The sequence below is a fragment of the Modicisalibacter coralii genome, from assembly GCF_004117855.1.
Classification (GTDB): domain Bacteria; phylum Pseudomonadota; class Gammaproteobacteria; order Pseudomonadales; family Halomonadaceae; genus Modicisalibacter; species Modicisalibacter coralii.
The window spans coordinates 1-18796 of sequence record NZ_QWBW01000049.1 but is presented as its reverse complement, the minus strand read 5'-3'; the positions used below and the strand labels follow the sequence as shown (position 1 = coordinate 18796).

At 60.6% G+C, this 18796-nt stretch carries 18 protein-coding genes and 1 tRNA gene; 13 read left to right on the top strand and 6 right to left on the bottom strand.

Annotated elements, in window-relative coordinates; genetic code table 11:
- Positions 1 to 101: 101 nt before the first annotated feature.
- Together D0901_RS19935 and D0901_RS19930 are read right to left on the bottom strand one after the other, a co-directional pair.
- Positions 102 to 2636, bottom strand: coding sequence for a DEAD/DEAH box helicase (locus tag D0901_RS19935; RefSeq protein WP_129142051.1), 2535 nt, complete (start codon positions 2634 to 2636; stop codon positions 102 to 104).
- Positions 2633 to 3595, bottom strand: coding sequence for a HamA C-terminal domain-containing protein (locus tag D0901_RS19930; RefSeq protein WP_129142050.1), 963 nt, complete (start codon positions 3593 to 3595; stop codon positions 2633 to 2635). The genes D0901_RS19935 and D0901_RS19930 overlap by 4 nt, the downstream gene beginning before the upstream one ends.
- A 522-nt stretch (positions 3596 to 4117) precedes the next feature.
- Here D0901_RS19930 and D0901_RS19925 point away from each other — a divergent pair.
- Together D0901_RS19925 and D0901_RS19920 are read left to right on the top strand one after the other, a co-directional pair.
- Positions 4118 to 4738, top strand: a complete 621-nt coding sequence (locus D0901_RS19925) for a LysE family translocator (RefSeq protein WP_224417577.1) — start codon at positions 4118 to 4120, stop codon at positions 4736 to 4738.
- A 168-nt stretch (positions 4739 to 4906) separates the two neighbouring features.
- Complete coding sequence (locus D0901_RS19920; RefSeq protein ID WP_129142048.1) at positions 4907 to 5716, top strand: glutamate racemase; 810 nt, start codon at positions 4907 to 4909, stop codon at positions 5714 to 5716.
- Between the two features lie 64 nt (positions 5717 to 5780).
- On the opposite strand, the gene map is transcribed toward D0901_RS19920, so the two are convergent.
- The 3 genes from map to D0901_RS19905 form a co-directional block, all read right to left on the bottom strand.
- Positions 5781 to 6539, bottom strand: a complete 759-nt coding sequence (gene map / locus D0901_RS19915; protein ID WP_129142047.1) for a type I methionyl aminopeptidase — start codon at positions 6537 to 6539, stop codon at positions 5781 to 5783.
- Positions 6540 to 6627: 88 nt separating this feature from the next.
- Positions 6628 to 6704, bottom strand: a tRNA-Arg gene (locus D0901_RS19910).
- 68 nt (positions 6705 to 6772) lie between these two features.
- Positions 6773 to 8848, bottom strand: a complete 2076-nt coding sequence (locus tag D0901_RS19905; protein ID WP_129142046.1) for a putative bifunctional diguanylate cyclase/phosphodiesterase — start codon at positions 8846 to 8848, stop codon at positions 6773 to 6775.
- A 160-nt stretch (positions 8849 to 9008) separates the two neighbouring features.
- On the opposite strand from D0901_RS19905, the gene D0901_RS19900 reads away from it, so the two are divergent.
- Genes D0901_RS19900 through D0901_RS19890 form a run of 3 tightly spaced genes read left to right on the top strand, consistent with a single transcriptional unit; the run spans position 9009 to position 11527 of the window.
- Positions 9009 to 9797, top strand: a complete 789-nt coding sequence (locus D0901_RS19900; RefSeq protein WP_224419815.1) for a methyltransferase domain-containing protein — start codon at positions 9009 to 9011, stop codon at positions 9795 to 9797.
- On the top strand, positions 9794 to 10792 hold the full coding sequence (locus D0901_RS19895) for a class I SAM-dependent methyltransferase (RefSeq protein WP_129142044.1): 999 nt from the start codon (positions 9794 to 9796) through the stop codon (positions 10790 to 10792). Before D0901_RS19900 ends, D0901_RS19895 begins: the two co-directional genes overlap by 4 nt.
- Positions 10793 to 10816: 24 nt before the next feature.
- Positions 10817 to 11527: an SIMPL domain-containing protein gene (locus tag D0901_RS19890; RefSeq protein ID WP_129142043.1), complete on the top strand. Its 711-nt coding sequence runs from the start codon at positions 10817 to 10819 to the stop codon at positions 11525 to 11527.
- Between the two features lie 152 nt (positions 11528 to 11679).
- Here the strand turns inward: D0901_RS19890 and greB are convergent, their stop codons facing one another.
- Positions 11680 to 12219, bottom strand: a complete 540-nt coding sequence (gene greB / locus D0901_RS19885) for a transcription elongation factor GreB (RefSeq protein ID WP_129142042.1) — start codon at positions 12217 to 12219, stop codon at positions 11680 to 11682.
- 165 nt (positions 12220 to 12384) lie between these two features.
- Here greB and D0901_RS19880 point away from each other — a divergent pair, with 165 nt between their 5' ends.
- From D0901_RS19880 to D0901_RS19845, 8 genes are all read left to right on the top strand, one after another.
- Entirely contained in the window at positions 12385 to 13023 is a 639-nt protein-coding gene (locus D0901_RS19880; RefSeq protein WP_129142041.1) for a tetratricopeptide repeat protein, read from the top strand.
- A 111-nt stretch (positions 13024 to 13134) separates the two neighbouring features.
- Entirely contained in the window at positions 13135 to 13764 is a 630-nt protein-coding gene (locus tag D0901_RS19875; protein ID WP_129142040.1) for an NUDIX domain-containing protein, read from the top strand.
- A gap of 4 nt (positions 13765 to 13768) precedes the next feature.
- Positions 13769 to 14215 carry a DUF1249 domain-containing protein gene (locus D0901_RS19870; protein WP_129142039.1) on the top strand — a complete coding sequence of 149 codons (447 nt, stop codon included), beginning with the start codon at positions 13769 to 13771 and terminating at the stop codon, positions 14213 to 14215.
- Between the two features lie 82 nt (positions 14216 to 14297).
- The gene (locus tag D0901_RS19865; protein ID WP_129142038.1) at positions 14298 to 15032 is read left to right on the top strand and encodes a metallophosphoesterase family protein; all 735 of its coding nucleotides are present in this window, start codon (positions 14298 to 14300) and stop codon (positions 15030 to 15032) included.
- Positions 15033 to 15221: 189 nt separating this feature from the next.
- Positions 15222 to 16133 (top strand): sulfate adenylyltransferase subunit CysD, encoded by a 912-nt coding sequence (cysD, locus tag D0901_RS19860; protein WP_129142037.1) that lies wholly within the window; start codon positions 15222 to 15224, stop codon positions 16131 to 16133.
- Between the two features lie 125 nt (positions 16134 to 16258).
- Positions 16259 to 16603, top strand: a complete 345-nt coding sequence (locus tag D0901_RS19855; protein WP_129142036.1) for a four helix bundle protein — start codon at positions 16259 to 16261, stop codon at positions 16601 to 16603.
- Positions 16604 to 16680: 77 nt separating this feature from the next.
- The gene (cysN, locus tag D0901_RS19850) at positions 16681 to 18126 is read left to right on the top strand and encodes a sulfate adenylyltransferase subunit CysN (protein WP_129142035.1); all 1446 of its coding nucleotides are present in this window, start codon (positions 16681 to 16683) and stop codon (positions 18124 to 18126) included.
- Between the two features lie 177 nt (positions 18127 to 18303).
- The coding region (locus tag D0901_RS19845; RefSeq protein WP_325051852.1) for a ChuX/HutX family heme-like substrate-binding protein at positions 18304 to 18796 on the top strand (493 nt) is incomplete at its 3' end.

The window sequence follows — 18796 nt, the reverse complement described above, 5'->3', positions numbered from 1 at the left end:
GATAAGTATTGGTAGGAAAGTCGATGTTGGTGGTGTTAGCGCGGTCTATAAACTTGAAACTAACACCACCATGTTTCTTTAGGATAAGTGGAAGCCAAAACCTAATTTATAGCAACTGTTCGCTTTATTTCTTCGATTGACGCGTTTGGCAAATTCATCGCATCAATGTTTTGATGGACTATCCAGTTTCTCGCTTCTTCCTGAGACATGCCAGTTCTTCTGGCGAATCTGTTTAGTTTTTCGGATGTGTATCTAGACAACCCTAATCCTATGAAGCTTATCATTGTAGGTGAGCAAGCTCCGACTTCTAAATACATTGGAATGGTGGGTATCGATGGTAGAAGTTCCTTCATGCCGTATTTTTTTAATACTAGTTCAAGTACGGCGTTGTAGCATGAAAACAATCTGACATACTTGAATCGTAGTCCAGTTTCAATTTCTGTTAAGGTTTCTCTAATCACAGTTGAAATATTAGAGTTTTTTCCGATCTTTTTTTTGTACTTCAGGTTGTCGTCTATTATCTGAGGCAGAGGGGTGCCTTTCATCCATCTGATCGCCATCATTGAATAGTATGTATGGGATTTGTCCTCTTTAGGGATCTTAAGTATTTCTCCATGGCACCTTTTTATCACTGCAACGTATGAGTTGTAGGCGTGTTTGTGTAATGGGTGCTTAGGTATGATCCCTTCAGGGCCATATTTTTTTAAACTTTTTTCTAACCTTTCGAATAGTGCTTGCTGTCGATGTACCGATACTGTTGGTGAAGCAAGAAGGGCGCCACGGTCAATAGATGAGTTTTTCAGAGAATTAGAAACGGAATCAGCCAGAAGTGATCGCTCTGGACTGTTTTTCGGCATGCCTAATCGATCTAGCGTGGCATCCAGCCTACCTTCTAAGTGATCCCTGGCCAATTTAACAAAGGTATTTTCTAACTCATCGTTATTGTTTCTGTTAGGTGCTCGATCAGGGTCGTTAATATAGTCAATAAGCTCGTGGGTCTGGTCGATAATCTGGTTCTCAAGAGATGGCTGGACTTCCAAGTCCCTGTTGCCCTCCATTGGTTTGTTAGCCCAATCATCGTAGTCTATTAAAAATATATTCCCTGTAAATTCTTTTCCTAGTCTACCCGCACGGCCTGCTAGGTTCCAAAAATCATTTGATGAGATCGGTTTGTCTTTCCCCTTCTGTGGCTTGTGCAAGAAGAGATTTTTAGCCGGAAGGTTTACACCATAAAGTAGTGTGCTGGTGGTTACCAAATAGTTCAATTCACCATGTGAGAAAGCATCTTCAATGGCTTTTCTAACAAGTGCTGGAAGCCTTCCATAATGAAAGCCGACACCGCCTAACACACTTTCTGATAGCTGATAGTTAGGGTGTATCGCTTCTTTTATAAAATCAGATAATTCCCTAATATATGGTGTCGGCTTAGACTTTTCTGTATCTGCTAAGCCAAAGGCCAAGTCCTCACACTCTTTGGGACCCAATGCATAGACTAGACTTTGGCTTCCTCTCCCTAGAGTTAAAGCGATATTTGTTAACTTGCTTTGGTGATCTAATAATGGTTCATCTGAATTAATGCTGCCAAGAGGTGATTTGTTTCCCTCTGTCAATAGGTACAAATCTGCGCAGAAAGGTGAATCTATCCTACAGTCTACGAAGATGATATCTTGTCCCACGACGGCTTCATCCGTGTAAACTGTTCGTGATGTCCGCCCAAATGTTCTTGAGACATTTCCCGGATCTTGAATGTTTGGCCCTGCAAACAGTAACTGTAGATTTTCATTTCTTACCAATGCATCATCTATTACTGAGGAAAGAAGAACTCCCCTTGCGCCATCCGCGATGCTTTGCATTTCATCAATTAGCATCAGTTCAAACTTTAGCTCAGGATGTGCTGCTTGTAGAAGCTGCATGCGTTCCTGAGTAACGACATATACGCCTCTCTCAGGCAAGGGAGTGGATGCTGGTATCGGTGTCGTTATGAGTTCAAGAGACGTGTCAGCATGCTTGACCCATTTTGATACCTCTCCGGACACTTGGTTGATTAGAGCGCGAGAAGGTACTAGGAATGCAATATTGTTTGCTGTTCTCTCTGATAGAAGCTTTCTTGCATAGGCTTGTAATATAAAAGACTTTCCTGAAGATGTCGGGGCTGATATTCCGATGCTGCTTCCTGTTAATAGTTCTTCCCACAACTGTTTCTGAAAATCTGTTAGTGTTTCGCTTTCTTTCCCCCACGTCGCTAGGTTTTTTTCTTTTCTAATGCTTGACTCAGCTAATAGCTGTACTGGTAGTTGGTCCTCAGAAAGTGCGAATTTTTCTAAGGCGTATTTCAGAGCCGGAAAGTTACCTATGCGGCTCAATACAACAATTAGCAGGGATGATACGCCTGGATAAATATTGTTCGTCGACTCAGAAGCAGAAGTGGCAATTTTATAGGCCGCTTCTCTGTGCTCGTTGTTTTCTGAGAGTGCCAATATGGCTGCGCTTTGTAATAATCTTCGCAATGATTCTTGGTCAAAAGTGGAGTTTGATGAGTTAAAGAATTTTTTCTCAAAATGATGGCTTCTAAAAGCTTGCATTTCTTTATGGAAGCTCTCATGTTCCCAGACTCGCTCTGTAAGCTCTTTAATCATTTCGGCCAGCCAATTTTTTCTTGAAATTTGTCACGAAACTCTTGCGCAGAGGGCACGGGCAACAAAAAGAATTCAAACCTTTGATCAGAAAGCCCTTTGGCTTCAATATTGTCGTTTAACTTCTGGATGAACCTGTTTGCTATATTGGTTAACTCTTCAATGAATTCTTCTTCTATCGCTGCACTTTCTAATTTGTCGGAAGTTGGGCCGTTTTGACTAAATATTAGCAGGCATGAATGTGTGGTTATTCTATCGTTTGACTCTTCGCAGTAAGGGTCCAAGTACTGCAAAAACGCCTCTCTAGCTTGATCGTCAATATTGGTCAAATCTAGATAGCTGGAGATGATGTCGATTTCTCGGCCTTCTTGCTCATCATCAATAAATTCTTTGATTGAGTCCAATGCGCTAGATAAGGCTGATTCAACAGTAGCATGAGCCTTAGATTCACCCCAGAATATGTTTAGCTTTTTTTCTTGTGGTTGATACTTTGCATGTATTCCATCTGTTCCATGGACTGGCATTTGATGATTGGTTTTTAAGTACATTTTAGATACGATTTGAGGGGCTTTTAAAAGCCACTCATTGAAAATATACAATACTATCTCGCCAGCTTCTCCAGACCTATTGCTCCCTTTTTTAGCCCTTATAAATAACTTTCTGGCTTTTTCTTGGAGAGCGGTCATTGCTCGCCCGGCCGCAACTAAGTCGCCGGAGGATGCATCTGAAACTGATTTTTCTATTTCTTTTCGAGGTATGCAGAAAGGTATTATATGTTCAGAGATTATGTTGATGAAGTCTGTAAAAGTCTGCTTTCCATCTCTGAAGGAAATGTAGCTGCATCTTATATTGACCCTTTCTCCACAACTGGAGGCGTTAATAGGTAAATGCTTGATCCTTGGAGACAGTGATGAGAAGTCTCCGAGGAGGGTGTTGAATGTACTTTCTAAGCCTTGTTCCAACGATGGTCTCCCTACGCTAGCTTGACGTCCTTAACTTCATAATGGTTATCATTTTGAAATTCGTGAGGCTTGCTCAGGCTTTGTCGAGCATGCAGCCATCAATGCTTCTCTTCTAAGTTAGCTTGACAAGCCCGGTGAACGCTACCCCACCGTGAGCAGGACGTACTGAAACTGCATAAATTCGCATAAGTGTAGGGCGTCATGTGATCCCGCGCAGGCCCGGCTGTGGCGTGCTCCCAAGCCAAGTGCATCAGTGCATAAAAACGGACACGTTTAGCGCGCGGGTGGGGAGGGGCGTCGACAGCGCGCCCTGGGGCGCCGGGGCCTGCATCGCTGGCGGGTGGCCACGGCGGCCGTACTGGGCAGGGAAGGCCATGGGGATGCAGTGCTGGCTTCTCGACAACGACGAGACGAATCGTGTCTCGCTAAGATAAGCTCGAACGAATCATCGGGGATGGACGTTCCCCGCTTCGATGCCATCACGACCCACGAGGACACGCCACGATGGACGTTGCCGTATGGATGACCTATCTCGGTGTCATCACCGCACTCATCCTGTTTCCGGGCCCTGTCGCCTTGCTGTGCATGCACCATGGGCTGCGCCATGGCCGGCGACGCGCCTTGGCGACGGTGGTGGGGGGCGCCATGGCTTCGCTTGCCTTGATGGCGCTGTCGTCCCTGGGGCTGGGGGCGATCCTCGCGACCTCTGAAACCGCCTTCCTGGTGTTGAAGGCCGCCGGGGCGGTCTATCTGGTCTACCTGGGCGTGCAGGCATGGCGATCCCCCGCAGAGCCGATGGCCGACCCGGCGTCGGAGCCGGATGCCGTGCCGGCGGGTCATCGTTCCCGGTTCCGGCTGTTCGGCAAGGGCTTTTCCGTGGGGATCAGCAATCCCAAGGATCTGCTGTTCTTCGGTGCGCTCTTTCCCAACTTCATCGACCTGGGCCAGCCGCAATGGTCGCAGTTCGCGATTCTGGCCATGACGTGGCTCGCGGTCGATCTGGCGACGATGACCACCTATGCCTCGGTGGGCTCGACGGTCAGCCGCTGGTTCGGTACGTCGCGCCGCGTGCGCCTGTTCAACCGCACCACCGGCGGGCTTTTCATGGCAGCGGGAGGGGCGTTGGCCACCTCACACCGCTAGCCATTGTCTGAAAACTGTCTGCGCTCGGTCATACGGCGTTAAAAATCAGCTCAAAATGCTCATTTACACCCCTGTAAACTCCGCTTTTTCGCTGATTTTTGCCTTGTCTGACCTTCGCTCGCCGAGTTTTCAGATAATGCCCAAGGCTTCACAGAGATCAGGAACCCCATGGAATCGAAAGCCCTGCACCGGCCCATCGCGGTCTTCGATGCCGGCATCGGCAGCTACGCCATCGTGGCGGAGATACAGCGGCGCCTGCCTCGTCAGGACGTGATCTACTTCGCGGATCGCGCCAGTTTCCCCTATGGGAGCAAGGCGCCCGACGAGCTGGCCCGGGTCATGGAGCGCACGTTGCGCTTTCTGGAGACGTTCGAGCCCTCGGCCATCGTCGTGGCGTCCAACGCGCCATCGATCACCGTGCTCGATGCGGTGCGCCCCATGACGCGGCTGTCGGTCTTCGGCGTCTTTCCGCCCCTCGCGGCGGCGCTGGCCTGCTCGGCCACCCACGCCGTGGGCATCATGGGCGTCGAGTCGCTGGTCGAAAGCGAGATGCTCGAGGACTTCGTTGCCTCCCATGACCTCGCCGGGGCCAGTGTCGAACTGATCAATGCCTCGAGCATGGTGGAACTGGTCGAGAGCGGTGCGTTTCTGTTCGATCCGCCGGGCACCCAGGCGAGCGTCGACGACTTCGTCGAAACCCTGTTTCGGCGCAAGCCCGACATCGACGTGCTGACGCTGTCGAGCACCCACCTGCCGTGGCTCAAGGCGTTTTTCGAGCGTGCGCGCCCTCAATGCCGGTTTCTGGACCCCGCCGAGAGTGTGGTGGCGAATCTCGGCCCGGGGACCCCGGGCACGGGAATGGTCAGGACGCTGGTCACGGAAGACGCGCGTTACTCCGTCGACGATTTCCGGCGCATGCTGGATCGGTTGGGCGTCGATCTCGCGCTCGAGGTCGTGCAGGTGCCAGGGCGGGGCTAACGGGATCATGACGACGCCGGCGCTGGCCGCTTACGGCCAGCAGCGGGCTTCGGCGAGGCGGCGCTCAACTGCGGGCTTCGGAGAGTGTGGCAATAATGGGCGCGCCTTTCGTCACGATGATGGTGTGTTCAAATTGCGCGGATAGATTCGAGGGATGGCCAACGAGGGTCCATCCATCATCCGTTTCGGTGACCGAGGTGCTTTTCGTGGACAAGAACGGCTCTATGGCGATGACTTGCCCAAGCCGCAGCCGCCGTGTGTCACGCGGGTCGAAGTAGCTGACGATACCCTCCGGCTCTTCGTGCAGGCTGCGTCCTACGCCATGGCCAGCGAGATTCCTGATGGTCTTGAACCCGTGCGACTTCGCCGTGCGCTGAATGGCCTTGCCGATTCTGTTGATGGGGGCGCCTGCTCTGGCCTCCGCTAGCGCATGCTTCAAGGCCAACTGCGTGGCATGGCACAGTCGCGCTTTATCCGTCGTGACCGGTGGCACGACGATCGTGCCGCCCGTATCGGCGAAATAGCCCGCCATCTCGGCGGAAACGTCGATATTCACGATATCGCCGGCCTGAACCACTCTCTCGCCGGGAATGCCATGCGCGGCCTCTTCATTGATGCTGATGCAGGTCGCGCCGGGGAAATTGTAGGTCGTCCGGGGGGCCGACTTGGCTCCCAGGCTTTCCAGCAGTGAACCTCCCAGTTCATCCAGCTCGGCTGTGGTCATTCCCGGCTCGACGGCATTCAGCATCGCATCGCGAACCTTGGCGACGACCCGTCCTACCTCCATGATTCCATCGATGTCTTGCTGGCTTTCTATGGTCATATAGGTGCCTTTATGGTTTCGAATGCCGTGATTCCGGAGGGGACTGCTGGAACGGCTTGGAGGGGTGGGGCAGGTGCCGATAGAAGGGTGGCGCCCCCATCAGGATTCGAACCTGAGACCTTCCCCTTAGGAGGGGGATGCTCTATCCAGCTGAGCTATAGGGGCGAGGCGAGCCGAAGCGCATTATAAGCGTCTGACCCGTCGAGATAAACCCGCCGGTCGCTCGGGCGATCTCAGGCGAGTTCCCGCATGGGTCGCAGGGGGTTGGCCGGCACGGCATCGCTCGCCAGGTAGTGGGCGATGACCTCCTCGGCGGGCATCGGTTCGCCGAACAGGAAACCCTGGGCCAGGTCGCACTGGAACGCTCTCAGCGCCTCCAGTTGCGCTTCGCGCTCGACGCCCTCGGCCAGCACCTTGCGATGCATGGCGTGTGCCATGTCGATGATGCCGCCGACGAACTGGCGCTGGTTGGCGCGGGTATCGATGTTGTTGATCGCGCTGCGGTCGATCTTCAGGGTGTCGATCGGCAATTGACTGGCGTAGGTGATCGAGGAGATCCCCGAGCCGAAATCGTCCAGGGCGATGGATGTGCCCAGCTGCTTGGCCTCGAGCAGTTGGCTGCAGGCCAGGTCGAGGTCGTGGAACTGGCTGGATTCCAGCACCTCGATGGTCAGGTAGGGCGTGGCCAGGCCGAGGGCGTCGCGGGTCTCGGTGATGGCGCGCAAGAAGCTGCCGGTCTCGATCTGATCCTGGGACAGGTTGATGCTCACGGTGGTGGTGAAACCGTGACTCTGGAGCTGCTTGGCCATGTACCCGGCCTCGCGGACCAGCCATTGGCCGAATGGCAGGCTCAGCGAGGAGTGCATGATCACGTCGATGAAGTGCTGCGGGCCGAGCACCCCCTCCTGGGGATGACGCCAGCGGGTCAGCGCCTCGAAGCTGTGGGTATGGCCGCTGGCCAGGTCGACGATCGGCTGGAAGTAGAGTTCCAGTTCCCCATCCTCGAAGGCTTCCTTGATGCGCTGGAAGGCGTCCTGACTGCGGGCCTCGATGTATCGGTGTGCCCGGGCGATACGATTCTTGCCGCCCAGCTTGGCCTCGTACATGGCCTGGTCGGCGCTGTCGATGAGGGTGTTGGTACTGAGCCGGTAGTCGTTGGTGAAGGCCAGGCCGATCGACACCGAGATGCCGACCAGTTCGCCATTGGCGAGCTGGAAGGGCTGGATCAGGTCGTCGATGATCTTCTGCGCCACCTTGGACGCCTTGTCGCCGTTGCCCATGCCGGTCAGGGCGATCACGAACTCGTCGCCGCCGAAGCGGGCGACGATGTCGGTGCTGCGCATCAGGCGCTTGAGTCGCCGGCTCACCTCGACCAGCAACTCGTCCCCGGCGGCATGGCCGTAGCCGTCGTTGATCGGCTTGAAGTCGTCGAGATCCATGAACAGCACCGCGATCCCGCTTTCGGTGAACTGCAGGCTGGTCAGGTGGGTCTCGAGCATGGCGATGAAATGCTCGCGGTTGTAGAGGCCGGTGAGCGGGTCGTAGATCGCCATGCGTTCCAGGCGCGCCTGATTGAGGCGCTGCTGGGTGATGTCGCGGAACACGCTGACGTAATTGACGACCTCGCCCGTATCGTCGCGCACCGCCGAGATGGTGGTGTTGACGATCAGCTGGCTGCCGTCCTTGCGGGTGTTCCAGATGTCGCCGGACCAGAAGCCGTGCTGGTTCACCGCGGTGAACATCGACTGGTAGAAGGTGGCGTCGTGCTTGCCGGAGGAGAGCATCTGGGGGGTGTGGCCCAGCACTTCCGCGCGCTCGTAGCCGGTCAGGCGGGTGAAGGCCGGGTTGATGTCGATGATGATCTTGTCGGCATCGGTCACGGTGATGCCATCGTGGGTGCTGTCGAACACCGCCATGGCCAGCCCCAGCCGGCGGTGATCGGTGACGTTCTGCTGGATGCAGATCAGATAGCGATGCCCGTCGTGGTTGGCGACCGGCGACAGCGTCATCTCGATGCGCAGGTGCGTGCCGTCCTGCAGGGCGTACTCGATGGTTTCCTTCAGGGCCCGGTTCTCGTCGAGTACCCGACGTATCGGCTCGCGGATGTCTTGATGCGAGGGGCCGGGTTGCAGCAGGCGGCAGTCCTGGCCGATCAGCGCGTCCTGCGTGCGACCCGTCAATTGCTCGAAGCCGATATTGGCGAAGAGCAGCGGAAAGCCCTCGCGCTCGCCATCGAGCACCGTGATCGCGATGCCGGGTAGCTCCAGCACCCGAACGACGGACTCGATCAGAGGCGGCAGTGGGACCAAGAGCGATACTCCTTTGGCAATCGACGGGCTATCACCGGGTTATCGGCCGAAGGTGGCCGAACTTGAGCGCTTTTTCATGCCAGGGGAACCGCCCGACGCGGGGGCCGGGCGCAGACATTCTTGCGGCCAGGGCGTAGACTGGCGGTTTTTTCACGAGACGCTGAGTGTGGACGATCGCATCTTCGACGGTCTGGCCGACAAGTTTGCCGACAGTCTCTATGGCAAGCCCCGCGGTGCGATTCGTCTGGCCCTGCTCGAGCATCTGCTGCCGCGCACCCTGACGCTCGACGGGCAACCGGCGCTGGACGTCGGCGGCGGGCTGGGGCAGATGAGCGCCTGGCTGGCCGCGCGTGGCCACCCGGTGACGCTGGCCGAACCGTCGGCGGACATGCTCGCCCGGGCCCGCGAGACGCTCGCCGGCCACGCGGGTATCACGCCCCTTCCGGCGACCCTCCAGGCATTGCCCCAGCGCGCGCCGGGCCCCTGGCCGCTGATCGTCTGCCATGCCGTGCTCGAGTGGCTGGCCGAGCCGCGTGCGGCGATCACCACGCTGGCTTCGCTGCTGGCGCCGGGGGGCGAGCTCTCGCTGATGGTCTTCAACCGCGACGCGCTGCGTTTTTCCAACGTCATCAAGGGCAATCTGGCCAAGGCGCTGGATGACCGCCTGGCCGGAACCGGCCGGCGCCAACGGCTGACGCCGATCGCGCCGCTGACGCATGCCCAGGTCGATCAGTGGCTGGCCGAGGCGGGGCTGGTGGTCGAGCACGTCGCCGGCATCCGCATCTTTCACGATTACCTGCGCCATCCCGAGCCGGACGAAACCGAGCTGGCCCGCCTGATCGAACTCGAGCGCCGCTACTGTGACGTCGAGCCGCACTGGCGCCTGGGCCGCTACCTGCTGTATCACGTGCGCAAACCCGAATCCCCACGAGGTGGAGACTGCCGATGAGTGCCGTTACCCCGGTCTGCCAGTTGCTCGCGCGCCAGGCATTCGACTACCGCGACTGGTTGTGGGTGGCGCCACCGGACGATCCCTGGCTGCGCGATACCGGCGGCGCGCTCTGGAGCGCCGATGCCGCGACCGCCCGGGCATGGCGTGACAGTACCGGGGCGATGATCCACGAGTCGCTGGAACCGGCGCTGGGCGCGCCGCCCGGCGCCGTGCTGTTCTGGCCCAAGGCCCATGCGCTGGGCGAATGGTGGCTGCTGGCGCTGTGTCGTCAACTGCCCGCGGGGACGCCGTTGCAGGTGGTCGGCGAGAACCAGGGCGGCATCAAGCGGGTGCTCAAGGTGCTGGCGGCGCTGGGCCTGGGCTGTCGCAAGCGCGACAGCGCGCGGCGCTGCACCCTGTTCGAGACACGTACCCAGCCGGTGGCGCTGGATCCCGACGAGCTCTGGTCGCGCTTCGAGGCGGCGGGGCTGACGCTGGTCAGCCATCCCGGGGTGTTCGGCCACGGCAAGCTCGACGACGGCACCCGGCTGCTGCTCGATCACCTGCCCGGCGATCTGGGGCAGGGCGGGGCGCGGCTGCTCGATGTCGGCTGCGGCGATGGCATCATCGCCGCCCGGCTGGCCCGCCAGGGCGGCGAGGTCACGGCGCTCGACGTCAGCGCCTTCGCCGTCGAGGCCACGCGGCGTACCCTGGCCGCCAACGGCCTGAACGGGCGCGTGCTGCACAGCGACGTCTATTCGGCGCTCGGCGAGGGCGAGCGCTTCGCGGCGATCGTCAGCAACCCGCCGTTCCATCAGGAGCGGCGCGTCGATTACGGGCCCGTGGCGCGCCTGATCGACGAGGCGCCGCGTCACCTCGAAGCGGGCGGGCAATTGCTGCTGGTGGCCAATGCCTTCCTGCCGTACCCGGACCGGCTCGAGGCGGCATTCGGTCAATTCACGGTGCTGGCCGACGACCGGCGTTTCCGGGTCTATCATGCCATCAGGCGTTGAAGGGTGTTCGACAAGGAGAGAGCAATGGCGGGAAGTCTGCGTGGGGCCCTGGTACTGGGCGGGTTGCTGGCCGTCGGGCTGGTCTGGGGCGGCAGCTATATCGAGGGCGCCGCCGAGGTCTGGCAGCAGGCGGGACGTAGCGTCACCGTCAAGGGGCTGGCCGAGCGAGAGGTCAAGGCGGATCTGGCGCTGTGGCCGCTGCATTACACGGTCAATGCCAACGACCTGGCGGATCTGCAGTCGGCGATGGCCCGCGACGAGAAGACGATTCGCGATTTCCTCGCCGGGCAGGGCTTCGACCCGGCCTCGGTCAGCGTCGCGCCACCCCAGGTGGTCGATCAATACGCCAATCTCTATGGCAACCAGCGGCCCGACGAACGCTACCGCGGCGAGGCCACCGTACTGCTGCGCACGCCCCGGGTGGATGCCGTCAAGACGGCCATGCCGCTCACCGGGGAACTGGTCAAGGCCGGTGTCCTGCTCTCGCCCAATTTCGATTACCGCACCGAATTCCTGTTCACCGGCCTCGAGGCGATCAAGCCGGACATGATCGCCGCGGCGACCGCCGATGCGCGCCGCGCCGCCCAGCAGTTCGCCGAGGACTCGGGCAGCCGCGTGGGGCCGATCCAGCGCGCCACCCAGGGGTATTTCTCGATCGAGGATCTCGACAGCTACACGCCCGACGTCAAGAAGGTGCGGGTGGTGACGACCATCGATTACCAGTTGCTCGACTGAGAGGGTGTTTACAAAATGCCTGCGCTCGACAATACGGCGTTAAAATCGGCCTCAAAATGCTCATTTACCCCGTGTAAACTCCGCTTTTTCGGCCGATTTTGCCTTGTCTTGCCTTCGCTCGCCTAATTTGTAAACACCCTCTGAGCGCCGGGTCAGCCGGCCGGGTCGCGATAGTCGATGGCGGTGATCAGATAGGTGGTCTCGCCGCCGGGGGCGGCCACCGTTACCTCGTCGTCGAGCGCCTTGCCGAGGAGCGCGCGGGCCAGCGGCGCATCGACGCTGATCCAGCGCTTGGCGGTGTCGGTCTCGTCGTGGCCGACGATGCGCAGCGCCAGTTCCTCGCCGTCCTCGTCCTCCAGGGTGACGAAGGCGCCGAAATAGACCCGCTCGGTGTCGGCCGGCAGGCGGTCGACCACCTGCAGCTCGTCGAGGCGCTTGCCGAGGTAGCGGATGCGCGCGATGACCCGGTTGAGTTCCTTCTTGTTGTAGGTGTAATCGGCATTCTCGCTGCGATCGCCCAGTGCGGCGGCCTCGCCGACCTTGGTCGAGAGTTCCGGGCGGCGTACCCGCGACAGGTGATCGTGGATGCCCTTGAGGCGGGCGAAGCCCTCCGGGGTGATCAGGTTGCTCTTCTTCTCCTGACGCGGGTCCTTGGCGGGATCGCGCCAGCGCGTCATGTTGCGACCTTTCATGGCATCGTTCTTGGCTGGGGGAATCCGCGTACCCTACGCAACGCCGCCGGGTAGGCCAAGCCCCCGGGGCTGTCTCTACGACCAAGACCGCATGGCGGCTCATTCAAACGTTCGTTACATTTTTCTCGGTCCTATCCGATTCCACCCGATGCAGGAGCGAACGCGATGCGCCTCACCCGATCCCTGACGACGTTGCTGTGCAGTGCCCTGTTGCTGATGCTGGCGAGCGCCGCCCAGGCGGCTCCCGATCCGGTCTTCCCGCTGATCAAGCGCTGGGCGAACATCAACTACCAGATGCAGGGCGATGCCCAGGAAGACGCCTTCGCCGCGCTGGCCCGGGATGCCGAGAAGCTCGCCGAGGCACGGCCGAACGACGCCCACGTGCTGACCTGGCAGGGCATCATCCTGGCCTCCCAGGCCAAGGCGAAAGGCGGCCTCGGTGCGCTCGGCCTGGCCAAGCAGGCCCGTGGCGCGCTGGAGAAGGCGATCGAGATCGACCCGAACGGCGACGACGGCACGGCCTACGTGACGCTGGGGACCCTCTACGCCAAGGTGCCGGGCTGGCCGGTCGGCTTCGGCGACGACGAGAAGGCCGAGGCGCTGCTCAAGAAGGCGCTCGTCATCCGCCCCGACGGTATCGATACCCTCTACTTCTACGCCGACTTCCTGCATGAGCAGGGGCGTGACGCGGCGGCGCTGGAGTACGCGCAGCGTGCCAGCAAGGCCCCCGACCGGCCGGGACGCGACGCCTCCGACAAGGGGTTGCGCCGCGAGATCGCCGCGTTGCTCGACGCCTTGCAGTAGCCGTCAGCGTGGCGCCGGGGCGACGGGCCGCTTGGAATCTATCCGTCGCCTCGGGATAATGGGCCGCATTGTGCCCGCGATGGGCGCCCATCCCAGGCCAGCGAGGGGCCCATGAACGACAAGCCGAGCGCGGACGTGGCGCATTTCGACAGCGCCGATGTCGAGCGCATCGAGACCCGACCGCTCTACCAGGGGTTCTTTCGCCTGGAACGCCGGGAGCTGCGCCATCGCCTGTTCGACGGCGGCTGGAGCGACGTGATCACCCGCGAGGTGCACGTGCGTCACGACGCGGTCGGGGTGCTGCTCTACGACATCGAGCGCGACGCCGTGGTCCTGGTCGAGCAGATGCGCGCCGGTGCGCTCGAGGACCCGGTGAGCCCCTGGAAGCTCGAGCCCGTGGCCGGGCTGGTGGAGGCCGGCGAGGTCCCGGCCGACGTGGCGCGTCGCGAAGCCGTCGAGGAGGCCGGTTGTCATATCGACGAGCTGATCGAGCTGTATCGTTACTATCCGAGCCCCGGTGCCTGCGACGAGCGGGTCACGCTGTTCTGCGGTCTCGTCGACAGTACTGGACTGGGCGGCGTGCATGGTCTGGCCGAGGAGGGCGAGGATATCCTGGTGCATGTGCTACCTTTTGCACGCGCCTGGGAACTCCTCGAGGCGGGACGACTCGACAATGCCATGTGCCTGATCGCCCTCCTCTGGCTGGTGCGCGAGCGGGCCTCACTGCGAGCAAGGAGATGAATTCGTGGCCAAGACCGCCTATGTCACCGATCTGAAATCGCTCCAGGCGGAGTGCTCGGCCAACTATCTGCGCCTGTCACGCCTGGTCGGCGAGCTGGAGCCCGGCGACGTTCGCGAACTGCCGCTGGCGAGCCAGGCCGGCCGCTTCGGCACGCTGTGGCTGGAAGTGGTCGAGTGCGCGCCCTATACGACCATCGCGCGCGTGGCGCAGACCGGGGTTCTCGACGGGATCATCGACTCGCCGCGCATGACCGTGCACCTCTATCACGACGTGCGCATGGCCGAGGTGACCGACTTCCAGCGCCAGCGGCACTTCAGCGGCCGCTACCGCTATCCCAACCCGCGCATGCACCAGCCGGACGAAAAGCTCCAGCTCAATCGCTTCCTCGGCGAGTGGCTCGAGCACGGTCTGGCCCACGGCCACGCCGCCGATCTTTCGCCGCTGCGCTGATCCCTGCCCCGACGGCGCTCGCGTCGTCTCGCCTGCCGGCCGGTGTCCCCGTGTCGACCCACAGTTCAGGAGCTCAGGCCCGATGCGGCTCATCCAGATCACCGATTGCCATCTGCACGCCGACCCCGAGGCCCGCTCGCGGATGGGGGTGCCGTTTCGTCAGTTGCAGCGCGTGCTCGATCGGGCGAGGGCGCTGCGCCCCGATCTGCTGCTGGTGACCGGCGACATCAGCCAGGACGAGACACCGGCCTCCTACCGCCACGCGGCACGCGCCTTCTCGGCCATGGAGTGCCCGTGGTTCTGGTTCCCCGGCAATCACGACCGGCCGCAGTACATGAACGAGGAGCGCGAGATTCTAGACGAGGTCGATCTCGGCGACTGGCGGCTGGTGATGCTCGACTCTCGGCTCAGCGGTCAGGCCCACGGCGAAATCGGCAAGGCCCAGTTGCAGGAACTCGCCCTCAAGCTCGAGGAGGACGAGCGACCGGTGCTGCTGGCGCTGCACCATCCGCCGATCGAGCTCGGTTCCACCTGGCTGGATGCCATCGGTCTCGCCGACCGCGAGGCGTTCTGGCAGACCCTGGCGGCCTACGGCCAGGTACGCGCGATCCTCTTCGGTCACGCCCATCAGGCCTACACGGCCCGGCACGCCTCAGCCCACGGCGACATCGCCATCTACGGGTGCCCGGCCACCGCGGATCAGTTTCTCGGCGGTTCGCCGACCTTCGCCATCGACGAGGCATCGCGTCCCGGCCTGCGGGTGGTCGATCTGGAAGAGGGGGCCCTGTCGACCTGGGTCGAGCGGGTGGATCTCTGATTTTTATGCCATTAGGCGATTAAAGGATATTTCTTAATTCTTTGACGTTATCATGGCTCTCTCGGTAACGTAGCCTCAATCCACGTTCCAGGCCGGTGGTCTTTTCGATTCGAGCGATGCTGCCTCGTCGTCCGCGGCCGACCCGGCCATGTCTGGAACATCACTGGTCATGAGAGGTTGCAAGCCGAGATGCTTTCTCCCGAGCGACAGACCCACCTGAAACAGCTCGAAGCCGAGTCGATCCACATCATCCGCGAGGTGGCCGCCGAGTTCCGCAATCCGGTGATGCTCTACTCCATCGGCAAGGACTCCTCGGTGATGCTGCACCTGGCGCGCAAGGCCTTCTACCCCGGCACGCCGCCGTTCCCGCTGATGCACGTCAACACCACCTGGAAGTTCAAGGAGATGATCGAGTTCCGCGATCGCATGGCGGACGAGGTGGGGATGGAGCTGATCGAGCACGTCAACGAGGAGGGCCGCGCCGCCGGCATCAACCCCTTCGACCACGGCAGTGCCAAGTACACCGACATCATGAAGACCCAGTCGCTGAAGATGGCGCTGGACAAGTACGGCTTCGACGCCGCCTTCGGCGGGGCGCGCCGCGACGAGGAAGCCTCGCGCGCCAAGGAGCGGGTCTACTCGTTCCGCGACAAGTACCATCGCTGGGACCCCAAGAATCAGCGTCCCGAGCTGTGGAACCTGTACAACGGCAAGGTCAACAAGGGCGAATCGATCCGCGTCTTCCCGCTCTCCAACTGGACCGAGCTGGACATCTGGCAGTACATCTACCTCGAATCGATCCCCATCGTGCCGCTGTACTACGCCGCGCCGCGCCCGGTGGTCGAGCGCGACGGCATGCAGATCATGGTCGACGACGAGCGGCTGCCGCTGGAAGCGGGCGAAGTCCCCGAGGAGAAGTGGGTGCGCTTTCGTACCCTGGGCTGCTACCCGCTGACCGGCGCGGTGGAGTCCAAGGCCGCCACGCTGCCCGAGATCATCCAGGAGATGCTGCTCACCCGGACCAGCGAACGCTCCGGGCGGGCCATCGACCACGATCAGGCGGGCTCGATGGAACGCAAGAAGCGCGAGGGATACTTCTAACGTGCCGAAGGCGCGTTAGAAAGCCGTAAGCCATAAGCTTTAAGCTGTAAGAAAGGTCAAAAACGGGAAGCCGACCGTCTGTTTCAATGGGTGGTTCGTGCTGGCTTACAGCTTGGAGTGGAATCATGAACTTTGAAAAACTGCAGGTTTGGAAACGCTCGGCACGCTTGTCGGCAGACCTCTACAAGGCCTTTTCCACCCTGCGTGATTTCGGTTTTCGAGATCAGGTCACACGTTCAGGGCTTTCCATTCCCAGCAATATTGCCGAAGGCATGAGCCGATACACGAACAAAGACAAGCGACATTTTCTGGTGGTCGCCAGAGGCTCTTGCGCCGAGTTACGAACGCAACTCTATATCGGCATGGAAATCGATTACGTGCCTCAGGACAAAGGCCGTGAATGGCTACAGGAAACGCGGGAAATTTCCTCCATGCTCGCTGGCTTGATCGTCACACTGGAAAACGAATAGACGCAACGCGGTAAGCGGCGGTGGGTTGGGGTTTACTTACCGCTTAACGCTTACGGCTTACAGCTCAGGACCTTGCTATGTCACATGCATCGCCGAAGATCGCGGAAAACATCGAAGCCTATCTTCAGGAGCACGAGCAGAAAGACCTGCTGCGCTTCATCACCTGCGGCAGCGTCGACGACGGCAAGTCGACGCTGATCGGCCGGCTGCTGCACGATTCCAAGATGATCTACGAGGATCAGCTCGCGGCCATCACCCAGGCCTCGAAGACCAGCGGCACCACCGGCGAGAAGGTCGATCTGGCGCTGCTCGTCGACGGCCTGCAGTCCGAGCGCGAGCAGGGCATCACCATCGACGTCGCCTATCGCTACTTCTCCACCGACCGGCGCAAGTTCATCATCGCCGACACCCCGGGGCACGAGCAGTACACCCGCAACATGGCCACCGGCGCCTCCACGGCGAGCCTCGCGGTGATCCTGATCGATGCCCGTCACGGGGTGCAGACGCAGACCCGGCGCCACAGCTTCATCGCCGACCTGCTGGGCATCCAGCACCTGGTGATCGCCGTCAACAAGATGGACCTGGTCGATTACTCCCAGGCCCGCTTCGATGAGATCGTCGCCGACTACCGGGCCTTCGCCGAGAAGCTCGGCGCCCGTGACATCCGCTTCGTGCCGATCTCCGCCCTGGAAGGCGACAACGTCGTCAACAAGAGCGAGGCGATGGCCTGGTACTACCAGGGTGACTACGTCGGCGAGCCGCTGCTCGAACTGCTCGAGACCGTCGAGATCGCCCGCGACAGCAATCTGAGTGACCTGCGACTGCCGGTGCAGTACGTCAACCGCCCCAACCTCGACTTCCGCGGCTACTGCGGCACCCTGGCCGCGGGTGTCCTGCGTCCGGGGCAGGCCGTCAAGGCGCTGCCCTCCGGCAGGACCGCCACGGTCGCGCGCATCGTCACCTACGACGGCGATCTCGATGCCGCCTATCCCGGTCAGGCGATCACCGTCACGCTGGATGACGAGATCGACGTCTCGCGGGGCGACTGGCTGGTCGCCGCCGGCGACGAGGTGCCGCTGTCCAACACCTTCGAGGCCGACATCGTGTGGATGCACGACACGCCGCTGGAGCCCGGCAGGCTCTACGACATGAAGCTCGCCACCCGCGACCTGGCCGGCCAGGTCCGCGGCATCGACTACCAGATCGACGTCAACACCCTCGAGCACCAGAGCGCCGAGCGGCTCGGGCTCAATGCCATCGGCCGCTGCCGGGTGGAACTGACCGCGGCGGTGCCGGTGGACGACTACCGGCAGAGCCCGGGGACCGGGAGCTTCATCGTCATCGACCGGCTGACCAATATCACCGTCGGCGCGGGAATGATCCGCGGGGTCGCCGAGGCGGAGGGCGGTGCCGACCAGCGGGTCGACTGGCAGGCCTTCGAGATCGAGCTCAACGCCCTGATCCGCAAGCACTTCCCGCACTGGGAGGCGAAGGACATCGGCGAGCTGTTCGGCAAGCGCTGACACTGGCGATGCCGATCCCGATCCCGAGACGACGCCCCGCCGATGACTCCGGCGGGGCGTCGTCGTGTCTGGGCAACGAATGCATTTCAAGTGATAATGCTTATCGTTTATAATCCTACGTCGGTAACACGATCCACATAGCAATGCGATCCACACAGCTCGGCGGGGTGGACAACCATGGATACCAATCACGCACTGCGCTGCGCCTTCGAGGAGGCACGCCTGCGGGCGCCGGCGCTGTCTCCGTGTCGACTGGCGGCTCGCCTCGGTGTCAGCGAGGGGGCCCTGCAGGCCGCGCGGCTGGGGCATGGCGTGCGCGGCCTGCGCATGACCCCCTGCGACCTGGTCATGCTGTTGCCGCGTCTGGGGCGGGTCAGTGCCGTCACGCACGGCGAGCACGCCGAACTGGTCAGCCACGATGTCCAGCTGGCGCACAACGGCTATCTGCCGGAGCAGCGTCGGGTCACGCCGGTCCGGCGCCCCGACTTGCTGATGCGCTGGTTCCTGCCCAACTGGTACTGGGCCTGCCTGATCGACGATGACTATGGCGGGGGCGCGATGCACAGCCTGCAGATCTTCGATCGCACCGGGCGCTCGGTGCACCGTCTGGTGATCGCCGACATCGATAACCGGGGCTGGCGGCAACTCGAGGCCGCGACCGACGCTCGGC